We start from the raw sequence: 13,306 nt of genomic DNA, 5'->3' as shown, positions 1-13,306 counted from the left end.
CATCCTGGAATGCAGGATTATTGAAAAAACAAGTTTAAACCCAATGGTCAGGAGGAGGGCAGGAGGTTCCTAGAAATGGTGATTGATAAATAGAATTCTTAGTTGAAGAATTCGAATTAAGATAAATGTGGTTTTTAGCTTTTTCTTTGATTTGGGCGAATTGAAAAAATAACAAGAAATCAATTTTATGAACTGAAGCATCTTCTTCTTCCTCACCAAATCCCCTCTTCAGGAGCTTGGAAAGCAGGCCTTTCATTTTGGTTTCTTCGTGATCAATATAAACTTTATAGGTGATCGAGTCTCCTTCGGAATGACTTTCTAGGATATCGTACATCTGACCTTGAAATTCAAATTCGCGGTCATGTTCCCAGTTTAATTTCGTTTTAGTTTCTTCCAAAGAGAATGTGAGTTCGGTAATTCTTTCAGAAGATTCGATCCCTTCTTTGATTTCTTTTTTTACCTTTTTTTGATGGGTTACCAAGTCTAGTTTCACCCATCCAATTGCCAAAAATAAAGGGGCAATCAGTGCTATCAGTAGCGATATGGACTGGATTCTAAACATTCAAAAGGGTTGATCTAACTTCAATTTCTTAAAAAATATCCGAAGTACAGCCAGAATTATGTTTAGGGAAAAAATGAGGGATGTGAGGAGAAAAGCTATTCCGATTCAAACAAAAAAACCATGGAATCAGATTTCCATGGTTTTAGCGATTATTTAAGGTTTTTAATTATTCTGCTTTCTTTCTGGAAGAGCTTCTGTTCCCTGTCCATCGGCTCCATATTTTTCTTGATTTGCTTTGTTTATTTCTTCTGCGGATTGCAAATTGATTTCTGTAAATTCTAATTCTGAAGCTTTTTTAGAGCATTGGATTTCATATACATAAGCAAGTTGTTCGGGAAGATTTTCAGGACTTTTGATTTCTAGTCCCTCAGCAGTAAGATTCCAGGTGGGAGCTTGGGAGGAACCTAAAATTGAAATTGATTCAATGTCACCATCTTTAAGGTTCTGAAGAGACTTTAGAATTTGGTTGGGCTGAGGTTTTTCTAGGAATATCGCAAATAGCTTATTGCCATTTGTGGTAAATCTAACATCACCTTCACCGAAAGTCTTCCAAGGCCTGCTTTCATAAATCGCTTCCCCATTTTGCTTAAACCAGATTCCAAAATCTTTGAGAATGGCAAGAGACTTCTCGTCAAAGCTTCCATCAGGTTTTGGCGGGACATTCAATACGAAATTGCAGTTTTTGGAAACCACATCAATCATCTCATGTAAAAGACTTTTAGATGTCCGATAGCCGTCTTCCTTGCCTGTATAAAACCATGGTCCAGTAGAGTTTTCTGTTTCTCTTGGGATTTTTACGATTTCATTTTCCCGAGTTCTTTCTAGCACCACGGTGGAGACTTTTTCATAAAAATATCCATGACGGGGAATGTCTTTGATAACCATGACTCCCTCATTTCTTCCACCATGCTGAGCAGCGTTATCATTATAAAAATGAGCCATTACTTCCATTCCGGTTTTTCCTTCATCATTTAAGAAAGGGATCGCTCCATCAAAATAAAAATGATCAGGATGGTATTTGTCTATGAGGTCAAACATCCTGTTTTTCCAATGAGTCATCCACTTTTCAGATGGATTTAGAGGATGTCGGATCTGGTCAGAATCATCTCCTATTTGCTCTGGAGTAGCTTTTTCTAAATATAAATCCCCAAATTCCGGATCATTTCCATCATAAGGAATTCCCGCCTTGGGTCCGGTCGAATCGGAACGTTTGTTGGTTTGAAACCAACTATATGTTCGTGCCAAATGTGTTCTCACTCCCCATCTCAACCCAGCATTGGTCGCCGCTTCCTTCATTTCTGCCACGACATTTACCTTGGGTCCATAGTTGAGTGAGTTCCAACGAGGTTGATGTTCGGAATCCCAAAAGTCAAAATTATCATGATGAACAGCCATCGTCAAAACATACTTGGCGCCGGCATCTTTGAAGAGTCTGATCCATTCTTCAGCATCAAATTTGTCTGGGTTCCAAGCCTTGATAATATCCTTGTATCCCACTTCAGAAGGATGTCCCCAATTTTTCAAATGGTCTTCGTAGGCAGGATGACCTTCTTGATACATATGGCGTGCATACCAACCATTATTGGCGCTTTTTGAGGCAGACTGAGCGTTCCAATGGCAGTAAATTCCAAATTTGGCATCTTTAAACCATTCGGGTGTTTGGTATTGTTGAAGTGATTCAACAGTCGGTTCAAAGACTTGAGTAGGAGTAGGTTTGCACCCAATGATTCCAAGGATGAAGGCAAGTATAAGGCCCCTTTTTTTGAAGGAGTGTACCATAAAATTCAATTGAGAAAATTCCCTGATTAAAGGGTGAGATAAATTTTTCTTTAAAAATAATGTTCATTCTTTTAAATAGAACACGCTCTGTAAGTTTTTTGTGCATTTGGACTAATGTTTCTAAATCGAGTGCATTAATAGTCAATTTGCCTATGACTTAAGTATCTAACTTGTATTGTTTTCTTTTTGAAAATATTATGGACTCTTTGATTTTAAGAACTTTTAAAAAAGTGTAGTGTCCGTTTAAAAATAAATTCTTGTTAATGAGGGTTATATGTTTATTATTGATGGCGCTTTCGTTGGAAAGTCTAAAATTCTAATTGCATAGAACCCAAAATTCCAAATTTCTTATGCGCACAGTCCATTGGCTGAAGCTTATTCTCCTTCTAGTTTTTTTTCAGTCTTGTCAAGAAAAGTCAAGAGAACCCCTGCCAGAGAGAGCTGATAGCCCAGTTCGGTCTCCAGAGGAGGAATTGTTACATTTTCAAGTAGATGCGGGGTTTGATATTCAATTGGTCGCTTCTGAACCCATGGTGGAATCCCCGGTAATGATCCAATTCGATGAAGATGGTCGAATGTGGGTTGTGGAAATGCGAGGGTATATGACCGACATGGAAGGCTCTGAAGAGCCCGACCCGATAGGGAGAATCACGATCCTTGAAGATAGAGATGGTGATGGAGTTATGGATCAAAGGACCGTCTATCTGGATAGCTTGGTGATGCCTCGTACAGTTACTCCCTTTGGTAGAGGCGCCCTTGTGGTAGCCAATCAATCTCTTTGGTTGACTGAGGACTCCAAAAATGGAGACTGGATTGCAGATAATATGATCCTCTTGGATTCAACATATGCTGCAAGTGCCAATCCTGAGCATACAGATAATGGGATGTTGAGAAATCTGGATAACTGGTACTACAGTGCCAAATCCCGATTGAGATATCGACATAAAAATGGAGAGTGGATTCGTGATACCACGGAGTTTCGTGGGCAGTGGGGAATCTCTCAAGATGATGAAGGAAGACTTTTATACAATTACAACTGGTCTCAGCTTCATGGAGACCTAGTTCCACCGAATTCTTTGACGAGAAATCCAAATCATAATCCGAGTACAGGGATTGATCATGGATTGACCATTGATAGGAAAGTTTACCCGATTCGAAAGACCTTAGCTGTAAATCGAGGCTATATTCCTGGGGTTTTGGATTCTTTGGGAAGGCTGTTGGAATTTACCTCAGCTGGAGGACCAGTCATGTATCGAAGCAGACTATTTCCTGAAGAATATTATGGAAATGTCTTTGTGATGGAAAGCGCAGGCAATTTGGTCAAGAGAAATGTGGTAACACAAAAGGGAGCCACCTTGGAAGCACATGACCCTAATCCAGGTCGGGAATTTATGGCTTCCACGGATGAGCGTTTTCGACCTGTCTATGGGGCAGTTGGTCCTGACGGTGCATTGTATATCGTAGATATGTATCAGGGGATCATTCAACATGAGACCTATATGACCCCATATTTAACTGAGCAAACTTTGGAAAGACATTTGGATGCTCCAGCTCAAATGGGAAGGATTTGGAGGGTGGCTCCAAAAGGCTCAAAGCCTCAAAAAGCTGAAAAATTATCTCAAAAAACTCCCGAAGACTTAATCATTTTCCTTGGGCATCCTGATGCTTATTATCGAGAGCAAGCCCAGCGATTAATCGTTGAAAAAGGAGGGGAACCAGTTGCTGAGAGGTTGATTAAGATCGCCATTGATCCGAATTCAGGGAAATTATTAAAAACACATGCGCTTTATACCTTGGAAGGCATGGGCTTTTTGGATCCTGGAATCTTATTGACGGCATTAGAAACTCCAGATTATCAAATTCAGGCTCATGTTCTCAGGTTATTGGAGGGTTTTGGAAATTACCCTCATGTGAAAGAAATGCTTGGGGATTTTTATGAGAAAAATGCTGAAACCGATTCTGAAATACTGGCTTTACAGATGGCACTTTCCTCCAATGTTTTGGAAGAAAATGATCAGTTTTTGGGATTGGCCTCCATTTTCAATAAATATGGAAATCAGGCGCTTTTCAAAGATGCCGTAATGAGTGGATTGGAAAATCGTGAGTATGCCTTTTTGGAATATTTAGCAAAAAACTGGAAGGAGTCGAATCCGGATCGTGAGATTTTTATAGAGACTTTGACAGCTTCGATTATCCAAAATCAAGAGCCAAGTGAAATCATAAAGCTTTTGTCTTTGATTGAAGAAAACAAAGGAGACTGGAAAGGTGAAATAGCCTTAGCAGGCTTGTCTATTCAAGCTGCAGATTCAGAAAATCTGGGTAAAATTAAGTTTTCTCAAAAACCTGATTTCTTCAAAAAAGAGATTGCTGGACTTGATTCATTTCAGCTGACAAGGGTTCAAAGGCTATTTTCTTGGCCAGGATATTCTCCAGAATCTCTGGCCTCAGGTTCGCACAATTTAGAAGGAAATGCTTTGGAGCTTTTTGCGTCTGGAAGACAAAAGTTTTTGGCTTCTTGTGCAGGCTGTCATGGTAGCAATGGAAAAGGAGTTGATCACATGGGGCCTCCATTGGTAGGTTCTGAGTGGGTGTTGGGAGATGAACGTCAATTGGCATTAATTCTATTGCATGGAATAGAAGGTCCGATTACGGTCAGAGGAAAAGTGTATGACGAGCCGGAGATTTTGCCTGTAATGCCTTCTCATTCGACCATGGATGATGGGAATATCGCTGCGATTTTGACCTATATCCGAAATGAATGGGGAAATCAAGCTGATCCGATCACAAGACAAACTGTTGGTGGAGTTCGCCATTCTTCGCAAGGAAGAGTTTATCCTTGGTCTGTCTCTGAATTGGTGGAACATATGAAAACGCTAAATGAAACCAAGCCATGAAAACTCAATCTGGAAATAGTCGGAGGGAATTTGTGAAAAAGGCTGGACTTTTAGGTTTGACCTTTGGGCTTCCGTTTCCAAAAATTCCAGATTTCATGAAAGGTTATGAATTGGGGATTGTGGTACATTCTTATGGTATGCGATCCAGCGGGCGATTGCCAAGTACTGAATTTCCGGCTTTTCAGGATGCCTTAGACTTTATGAACCATTGCCATGAAATAGGGGCTAGTGGGATACAAACTGTAATCAATGGATGGCAGAGTGATTTTAGCAAAAAGGTAAGAGAGGAACGAGAGAAAAAGGGAATGTATTTGGAAGGAAGTATAGGTCTTCCAAAGTTAAAAGAGGATGTTGCTCGATTTGAATTTGATATTCTTGCTGCCAAAGAAGCTGGAGCCACAGTGGTTCGCTCGGTTTGTTTGAATGGAAGGCGTTATGAAAATTTCAATTCTCTGGAGGAGTTTATGGATTTCAAAAAGGGAGCTATTCAATCATTACAACTGGCTGAACCCATAGTAAGAAAACATCAAATCAAGCTGGCTATCGAAAACCATAAAGATTGGAAAGCTGCTGAATTGGCTGAGATTTTAAAGCAATTGGGTTCGGAATGGGTAGGAGCCACCGTTGATTTTGGAAATAATGTTTCGCTTATCGAAGACCCCAATGAAGTGATTGAAACTTTAGCCCCCTTTGCATTTTCAACCCATATAAAAGACATGGGAGTTCAGGAATATGAGGATGGTTTTCTGCTTTCCGAAGTTCCTTTGGGTGAAGGGATTGTGGATTTGAAGAAGGGGATGGACTTATGCAAAAAGTATAACCCGGAAATCACTTTTTCATTGGAAATGATTACTCGGGATCCCTTGAAAGTTCCTTGTTTGACAGATCGTTATTGGGAGACTTTCGATAATCCTAAAGCCCAGAATTTCGCTAGGCATTTAGCTATGATCAAAAAGAATAGCTTTTCAGGATCCCTACCAATGACCTCGGGATTATCAGATGATGCCAAATTAGGTTTGGAAGAAAAAAATGTGGTAGAGTGCATCCAATGGGCGAATAGCCAATAGATATAATTGAAGAATTTATAAAAGATATAAGATGACTGATTTTAGCAAATTACCCGGAATAGGACTTTTTTCAATGAAAGGCAAAGCAGCCATCATTACCGGTGGTTCCAAAGGTTTGGGATTGGCTATGGCCTCAGGATTGGCTTCGGCTGGTGCAGATGTCATGTTAGTGGCTAGAAATGAAGAGGAATGCAAACAAGCCGCAGCTGAGATTGCTCAAGAATATGGGGTAAAAGCTATCGGTTTTGCCGGTGATGTCACCAAAAGTTCTGATATGGAAGCAATGGCTCAAAAGGCGATTGATACATTTGGGAGAATCGATACGCTAATCAACTCGGCTGGAATCAATATTAGAGGAGCTATTGATGAAATATCTGAGGAGGATTTCAAAAAAGTCATGGATATCAATGTCAACGGAACTTGGTTGGCATCTAAAGCAGTAATCCCAACAATGAAAGGCCAGAAGAGTGGTGCTATTATCAACTTGGCCAGTACTTTGGGATTGGTTGGCTTGGCAAATAGAACACCTTATACAGCTAGTAAAGGAGCAATTGTTAATATGACCAAGGCATTGGGTTTGGAGCTTTCCCCTTGGAATATCAATGTGAATGCAATTTGTCCAGGACCTTTCTTAACAGAGATGAATGCGCCCATTGCAGATACGGAAGAAGGTAAAAAGTTTATTGTTGGAGCAACGGCCTTGGGCCGATGGGGAGAATTAAAGGAAATCCAGGGAGTAGCAATTTTCTTAGCATCTCCTGCAGCTACCTACCTGGTAGGTTCCATGGTAACAGTTGATGGAGGTTGGACCGCTAGGTAAGTACAGAAATCAATTCACTGTTTCTAGGAATTTCAGTATGTGGTCAATTATTAGATCAGGATTGTCCCTGTATTCATAGCCAGTTACTTCAGGAATATCTAATTGAACCTGCCGCAAATTTTCTCCAAAGGCATTATAGTGTCTTTCTCCGGCTTCTTTAATTGCAGGTAATACCAGGTCGAAATGAATTTGATATACTTCTCTTTGGAAGGTTGTGTCATTGGCAAGTCGGGTGTAATACTCCTTGGCATCTGTGTCCTGGATTTCATCTATTACTTCTTGTCGAAAAGTGGAATCCAATGCAACTCCATCTAAAAAATCTCTCAATCCGGATTCCGGAAAGCCCAATCTCACAGAATCCATCAATCTTGATCCGATATATAAAAGAGAAGGTGGGCCAAGCATAATTCCGGACTCTTCTTTATTTGGAACAAAGGCCAAAGTCGGAATTTGAATTATAGAAGAATCTGATTGAAAAAAATGTGGTTTATAAGACCTTCTTGCCAAATCGATTGCCAGTTTATCATTGTCTTTGGTATTGGAGGCGGGCCCGACTCGGGAATACATTTCAAAAGAATTGGTTGGGTCTTCATATAGTTCTTTTATATTAAAGCCTCCCAATCCACTGAAATAAACTAATCCAGCTACTCTTCCAGGGAAGTTCTCGGCCAAATAGGTGAGTTCCGAAGTTTGGGAGGAGTTGCCCATAAAAATGGCTTGATCGATTTCCAATGCATCTGCGAATGCAATGATGTGATTTCCCTGTCCTTCCACAGAATAATCTCCCTTTTCGGATTTTCCATAGCCAGGTCTAGTTATAGAATAGACATGATTGTTTCCTGTCAAAAGAGGGGCGAAATCTTTATAAGTTGTTGCATCCCAACCTTCGGAATGGAGTAAAATAATAGGGTTCCCTTCTCCTCCAAAATCCATATAATGAGTCTTCAATCCATTCACCTCAATTATATCCTCAATAGGATATTCCTGTTTTTCAGGCTTTGAGCACTGGGAGAAAAAAATAAAAGAAACCAGAAAAAGGGTAAGACTAAAAAGAACTTGTTTCATTTTATGATGCTGACAAGGAAAAAGGTTGACAAATGAAATAGCTACTCTAGAAATGGATTATTATAATAAAATATTCGTTTATTTTATTATTAAGTTATTGATTGTCAGCTATTAAAAATTAAGAATTCAAACGTTTAATTCCAAAAAGGAATACAGTTTCCTCATCTTAGTCAAGGGTTGATTTGTTCTTCAAAACATAAGAAACTGTAAATGGGCCTCCATAAATATTGGTGCCTGATGCTACATAGAGGTACTTTGGTTTCCCGTCAATTAATAAAACCTGTGGCCGCTCAAACTTTGCATAAGGTCTGGTTTTGGAACCGTAATGAACAGCGACCTTACTCATATCCACAGATGTGTAATCATTGATTCGGTGAAAGCCCTTTTCGTAGGAATCGAAATGAATTCCATCTTTAGATTTCCAAAGTAAGCCTCCTCCTTCTTCTAAGATTCCATGATTATCGGTTGTTAGAAGTGCAAAGTTGCCATCATAAATAAATGCATAGCCATCTTCGATATTTCTGTCATTGGCTGAAACAGGGAAAGGTAACTGAACATAGGGACCTTCCAGTTTTTCAGCCATTGCCAATCCCATTTTTGCCTTTTCGGATTTGAAATACAGAAAGAAGCCACCGTCTGGATGTTGTAGGAAAGCGGGATTATTTACTCCATTTGTGGCAGAGTGAGTCCAATAATTTTCATTCTCAGATGGTTTGAGGATAACACCATCTTCACCAACTTTTACCCAAGGTCCATAGAGACTTTTTGATACTGAAAGGCAGATGTATTGGTTGGAGGGATGTTTTTCTATGCCATCATTCATGATGTAAAAAAGAGCATATTGATCTCCTACTTTGTGGATGGCTGGATTGTGAGGAGCATAGGCTTTTTGATCAGCCATGGACTTTAATCCTAATCCTTCAATATCACCCTTTACTGCAATTTCTGAGAAGGTAAAAGGGCCTTCTGGTGAATCGGACACGTAGTGGGCAATCTCGCTATGAGTTCTCCATCCTGGATCTACTTTGTCTCCTGGCCATCTTGCTACGAATAGGTGAGTTTTACCATCTTCACCAATGATGGGAGAGGATCCCCAAATCGTATATCCCGGTTCTTCGACTGCCACTCCTACAAACTCCCATTGGTCCGTAAAAGAGACGGATGTCTCTTGGCTAAATGTTATTATTGAATAGGAAAGGCAGAAGAAAAATAAAAACAGTTTGGGGAAGAATCTCATGAAGAAAGGAGTGCTTTGAATATTAATTGAAAAATAGTGCAATCGCACTAGTTTATCAAAATTTAAAGCCAAAATCGATTAGAAAATTGAATTCACTTATTTTCCTGCTACTCCGGTTTTCACTTCACCAGCTCTTTCAAAATTGAGAATCACAAGTCCTTTGGTATTTGTAAAGCTTTCTTTCAGGCTAAAAGCAGCTGGAATTGCTCCAGTTTGGAAGAGTTTTTTTCCTTTCCCCAAGGTGATTGGGAAGATTTTTAACCTTAGTTCGTCAACCAAATCATTTTGCAATAGTAATTGAATCAATTCTCCACTACCCCAAACATGAATAGGTAGGCCTTCTGAATCTTTGAGCTTTTTGATTTCTTCTACACTATTGATGAAAACTGTGTTTTGCCAGTCGGTTGAATTGCGGGACTTGGAGAAAACATATTTAGTCCCTTCGTTTATCGCCGGCCAATATTCACTATGGTTTGGCCAATAAGCTTCCCAGATTTCAAATGTTTTTCTTCCCAATAAATAAGAGGCAGGTTGAAGTTCCGCCATGAGGACTTTATCAGAAATTTCATCATCATATCCGGCAGCCCAACCTCCCCATTCAAATCCATTGGAAGTGTCTTCCTCAGGACCTCCGGGACCTTGGATCACTCCGTCCAAGGTGATCATTGAAATAACAATTAATGGTCTCATTTTAGTTGAATTGATATTAAGCAAATCTCCAAATTCTAAGATGAAAGGAAGATGCTATTTCCGTCAAATTAGCTAATCATTTCCGACAAATTGGGATGGATCTAGTTTCGAAGCTGGAAAAGAATTTCTTCAGAAAATAAAGAAGGGTTCCCGTCCACACCAAAGTCTTGAGGAAATCGTTCTGCCAGATCCGATTTCCAATATGCATTCATGGATTCTGTCGAATCCCAAACGAAAATCCCAGAATAATGCCCGTTCTCCTCTGGCTTCACATAGTATTTTTGCATTAAGCCAGGGACCAATAGCATTTCTTTTTCTCTTTGAATAGCAGCTTTTACAACTGCAATTTTTTCTAAAGTGGATTTGAATCGGATCGTCTGAATAATCATGGTATTTTGGTTTTAGGATCAAAAAATAGCTTTTGGGCCTCTGATAAAAATAGGGACTAAAAATTGATTTGACTAAAAATACAGACGTGGATTATAAATTGATTTATTCTATTTGTGGCTGAATATCAATTGTTTCTGTTTTTTGTAGTTCTGAAAAAAAGCTAAAAATGTCTACCAGGTCCCATTCAGGAAATAATAAATTTTGGATTGTATTTAGATTGAATGATTCGCCATCATTAATTTTTTGAATTAGTTGAGAGAGTTTTGGATGTCCTTTGGATGCTATCCTATGTCCTCTGGCAAAAATCAGATTGCTCCCGTCGGCTTGGCTGTCAATTTGAATTGGGAAAATGGATTTTCCTTTGATAATAAAATTTCCATTGGGAAGATGAAGTCTAAAGTTCGGTTTTGATTTTCTTTTGATTCCTCCATTACTTTTTAAACTGAGAATGTGTCTTCGGAAAGCTATTTCAAGTTTCTTTTGAATTGATTCTTGGTTTAAAAATTGTCCCCATTCAGATGATGGACTGTCGCCGTGTAAAGGCTTTTGAAACCTATTTTGAAGGTTCAGGTTTTCCTCGTTTGCAGCTTTGAGCAATTCATTTTCAAATCTATCCATAGGAGGATTGACATAGTCCATTACAAAGCTGATCGAAAACTCAGGGGTATTGGCTACATGAAAAACTTGATGAGGGATAAACATCGCATTCCCTGGCTTCAGACTATAGGAAACACTTTCTGGGAGCATTTCATCGATGTTGCGGAATATTTGCGAATTATGCTCAATGACATTGTATTCAGGCTTGTCCCAAGTATAGAATTGCTTTTCGCCTGGTCCCAAATGGAACAATACCCCTTCTTCACCTACATTTTCTTTATGGATCCCAAAAGGAGTGAATCCATAATTTCCCATGAAGAAAAGGAAGGATATCCCTTCCAATGGTAAACCGGCTTTTTCTAAAAGTGGCTTAATCAAAATGGCCGCTTTTTCAGAAAATTCGTTGCTGTACTCTTCCAAATAATTCAGAATTACTCCAAATTTTTGCTCCCCAAAAATTGAATAGGCCCAGTTTTCTAAGGTCTCATCTTGTTGAGGAAGTTTTGAAGCCATGATTTCTGGGATTTCCTGACTTTGGATATTGTCGATATAGGTTTTCAGTCCCAAATGCAGGTCCCCTTTTCGAAGAAATTCTCGGATGATTGATAAAAGAAGGGATTTGAATTCCTCTAGTTGATTTTCAGGTATTAGCCCTTCAGCCATCACCGGTCTAGTCAATGACGAGGATTCAAGATATAGCTTTTCCCAGATTTGATTTTTCATTTGGATTTGGAAAGGTGATTTAAAAAATGCCTGCTAATCCCTAAAATCGGCAACTTATGTGAATATAAGATTTGGATTTGACTATCCCACAATCAAACTGATTACATATATGATCAAGATTGCGGCAGTTCCCATGATCAGTGTCCCTAAGCTATGAGATTGGTTTCCTTGCTTGATAGTCATACCAGAAAGTTGGGTGACTACCCAGAAGCCGCTGTCGTTTGCGTGAGAAATTGCAACAGCTCCCGCTCCACAAGATAAGGCCGTCAAAACCTTCATAGTTTCTGAATCCAATCCTAAAGGCCCAAGTAATGGTGCAACAATAGAAGCAGTTGTGATCATGGCTACAGTGGTGGATCCTTGAGCAGTTTTTAATGTGAAGGCTATCAAGAAGGGAAGAAAAATACCCCAATTGGCATCTTTCATTCCGCTACTGATCATATCACCGATTCCGGAGTTTTGAAGCATTTTTCCAAATACTGCTCCAGATCCCGTTATGAAAATTACTGGTGCTGCAATCAATAAGGCTTCCCCAACCCAGCCAGAGGAGGAAAGCATCTTTTTGTCGAATTTGTGTGGTAAAGTGAAAGAAAGGATAGCTCCGATCAAAAGTGCGATGACAGGAGCTCCAATAAACTCAATCACTTTGATCCAAGACCCTTCTCCTAGTGGTTTGGTGGGATAATTGGCCACAGAGGCTAAAATGATCAGAACCAAAGGAAGTATGATCGGAAGAAATGAGCGGAAAGCTGTTGGATAATGCCTTCTATCCAGACTTTCCTCCGAGGTGGATAATTTTGGAGTTAATGGGATTTTGGAAACGAACTTATTGACAAAAATATAGCCTGGGATCAAGGTCAAAAGAGAAACAATGAAACCAAAGAAAATCATTTGACCCAGGTCAGCACCAAGAATACCTGCTGTGGCTATCGGGCCTGGAGTAGGAGGTACCAAAGAGTGAGAGCACATAGCTCCCAAAGACAGCGCAATCATAGTTCCTGCATAGGATCGATTACTTTTCAATGCCAAGGACTTGGCAATTGGATTCATCATGATGATCGTAGAATCTCCAAAAACGGGAATAGAAAGAATATAGCCTCCCAGCATCATGGTGAGATTTACGGCTTTCTTTCCAATCCAAGAGAGGATTTTTTCTGCGATGACAATTGCTCCTCCGGTTTTTTCCAAAAAAGTCCCCAGCATGACTCCGAGAATAATTAAAAGCCCCACTGAACCTAAAACTCCTCCAAAGCCATCAGAAATAGATTGAAGGATTAATTCAGGAGACATTCCTGATAAAAGCCCATATAAAATGGCTCCTCCAAAAAGAGCCAGGAAGGGGTGAATGTCAAATTTTACTATTGCCAGCAGGATAATCGCCAGCACGATTAGAATCAGGAAAATTGTCAGCATTTTGGGTTTTTGAGTATTTATAAAAAATTGAATTCCATATGGAATTCAATCAATTAGCTAAAAATTACC

At 39.6% G+C, this 13,306-nt stretch carries 11 protein-coding genes; 3 read left to right on the top strand and 8 right to left on the bottom strand.

All coding sequences use genetic code 11. The annotated features are described in order from the left end of the window. Positions 1-34: 34 nt before the first annotated feature. Together BUF13_RS11770 and BUF13_RS11765 are read right to left on the bottom strand one after the other, a co-directional pair. Positions 35-562 carry a hypothetical protein gene (locus tag BUF13_RS11770; RefSeq protein ID WP_073572005.1) on the bottom strand — a complete coding sequence of 176 codons (528 nt, stop codon included), beginning with the start codon at positions 560-562 and terminating at the stop codon, positions 35-37. 162 nt (positions 563-724) lie between these two features. Beyond that, on the bottom strand, positions 725-2,341 hold the full coding sequence (locus BUF13_RS11765) for an alpha-L-fucosidase (RefSeq protein WP_073572004.1): 1,617 nt from the start codon (positions 2,339-2,341) through the stop codon (positions 725-727). A gap of 350 nt (positions 2,342-2,691) precedes the next feature. Between BUF13_RS11765 and BUF13_RS11760 the strand changes: the two genes are divergently transcribed. The 3 genes from BUF13_RS11760 to BUF13_RS11750 all read left to right on the top strand — a co-directional run bounded on the left by BUF13_RS11760 (position 2,692) and on the right by BUF13_RS11750 (position 7,122). Next, positions 2,692-5,235, top strand: a complete 2,544-nt coding sequence (locus BUF13_RS11760; RefSeq protein ID WP_073572003.1) for a DUF7133 domain-containing protein — start codon at positions 2,692-2,694, stop codon at positions 5,233-5,235. Beyond that, on the top strand, positions 5,232-6,302 hold the full coding sequence (locus BUF13_RS11755; protein WP_073572002.1) for a sugar phosphate isomerase/epimerase family protein: 1,071 nt from the start codon (positions 5,232-5,234) through the stop codon (positions 6,300-6,302). The genes BUF13_RS11760 and BUF13_RS11755 overlap by 4 nt, the downstream gene beginning before the upstream one ends. Positions 6,303-6,375: 73 nt before the next feature. Continuing rightward, on the top strand, positions 6,376-7,122 hold the full coding sequence (locus tag BUF13_RS11750) for an SDR family NAD(P)-dependent oxidoreductase (RefSeq protein WP_243839734.1): 747 nt from the start codon (positions 6,376-6,378) through the stop codon (positions 7,120-7,122). Between the two features lie 9 nt (positions 7,123-7,131). Here BUF13_RS11750 and BUF13_RS11745 read toward each other — a convergent pair whose 3' ends face one another. The 6 genes from BUF13_RS11745 to BUF13_RS11720 all read right to left on the bottom strand — a co-directional run bounded on the left by BUF13_RS11745 (position 7,132) and on the right by BUF13_RS11720 (position 13,237). Further along, on the bottom strand, positions 7,132-8,187 hold the full coding sequence (locus BUF13_RS11745) for an alpha/beta fold hydrolase (protein WP_073572000.1): 1,056 nt from the start codon (positions 8,185-8,187) through the stop codon (positions 7,132-7,134). Between the two features lie 166 nt (positions 8,188-8,353). After that, positions 8,354-9,424 carry a glycoside hydrolase family protein gene (locus BUF13_RS11740; RefSeq protein WP_073571999.1) on the bottom strand — a complete coding sequence of 357 codons (1,071 nt, stop codon included), beginning with the start codon at positions 9,422-9,424 and terminating at the stop codon, positions 8,354-8,356. 96 nt (positions 9,425-9,520) lie between these two features. Next, the gene (locus tag BUF13_RS11735; protein ID WP_073571998.1) at positions 9,521-10,114 is read right to left on the bottom strand and encodes a dihydrofolate reductase family protein; all 594 of its coding nucleotides are present in this window, start codon (positions 10,112-10,114) and stop codon (positions 9,521-9,523) included. Positions 10,115-10,215: 101 nt separating this feature from the next. After that, entirely contained in the window at positions 10,216-10,503 is a 288-nt protein-coding gene (locus BUF13_RS11730) for a hypothetical protein (protein ID WP_073571997.1), read from the bottom strand. A gap of 103 nt (positions 10,504-10,606) precedes the next feature. Continuing rightward, positions 10,607-11,824 (bottom strand): RNA methylase, encoded by a 1,218-nt coding sequence (locus BUF13_RS11725; RefSeq protein WP_073571996.1) that lies wholly within the window; start codon positions 11,822-11,824, stop codon positions 10,607-10,609. 81 nt (positions 11,825-11,905) lie between these two features. Continuing rightward, a complete protein-coding gene (locus tag BUF13_RS11720; protein WP_073571995.1) occupies positions 11,906-13,237 on the bottom strand; it encodes a GntP family permease in 1,332 nt (443 codons plus the stop codon). Positions 13,238-13,306: the final 69 nt, after the last annotated feature.

This window comes from Algoriphagus zhangzhouensis (assembly GCF_900148515.1).
In the GTDB taxonomy this organism is placed as follows: Bacteria; Bacteroidota; Bacteroidia; order Cytophagales; family Cyclobacteriaceae; genus Algoriphagus; species Algoriphagus zhangzhouensis.
Note: the sequence above shows the minus strand (reverse complement) of the source record. Positions and strands in the feature narration are given on the sequence as shown.

Bases quoted from the DNA above. Each gene is read 5' to 3' on its own strand.
- BUF13_RS11770 (WP_073572005.1), bottom strand. From the start codon at position 562: ATGTTTAGAATCCAGTCCATATCGCTACTGATAGCACTGATTGCCCCT.
- BUF13_RS11765 (WP_073572004.1), bottom strand. From the start codon at position 2,341: ATGGTACACTCCTTCAAAAAAAGGGGCCTTATACTTGCCTTCATCCTT.
- BUF13_RS11760 (WP_073572003.1), top strand. From the start codon at position 2,692: ATGCGCACAGTCCATTGGCTGAAGCTTATTCTCCTTCTAGTTTTTTTT.
- BUF13_RS11755 (WP_073572002.1), top strand. From the start codon at position 5,232: ATGAAAACTCAATCTGGAAATAGTCGGAGGGAATTTGTGAAAAAGGCT.
- BUF13_RS11750 (WP_243839734.1), top strand. From the start codon at position 6,376: ATGAAAGGCAAAGCAGCCATCATTACCGGTGGTTCCAAAGGTTTGGGA.
- BUF13_RS11745 (WP_073572000.1), bottom strand. From the start codon at position 8,187: ATGAAACAAGTTCTTTTTAGTCTTACCCTTTTTCTGGTTTCTTTTATT.
- BUF13_RS11740 (WP_073571999.1), bottom strand. From the start codon at position 9,424: ATGAGATTCTTCCCCAAACTGTTTTTATTTTTCTTCTGCCTTTCCTAT.
- BUF13_RS11735 (WP_073571998.1), bottom strand. From the start codon at position 10,114: ATGAGACCATTAATTGTTATTTCAATGATCACCTTGGACGGAGTGATC.
- BUF13_RS11730 (WP_073571997.1), bottom strand. From the start codon at position 10,503: ATGATTATTCAGACGATCCGATTCAAATCCACTTTAGAAAAAATTGCA.
- BUF13_RS11725 (WP_073571996.1), bottom strand. From the start codon at position 11,824: ATGAAAAATCAAATCTGGGAAAAGCTATATCTTGAATCCTCGTCATTG.
- BUF13_RS11720 (WP_073571995.1), bottom strand. From the start codon at position 13,237: ATGCTGACAATTTTCCTGATTCTAATCGTGCTGGCGATTATCCTGCTG.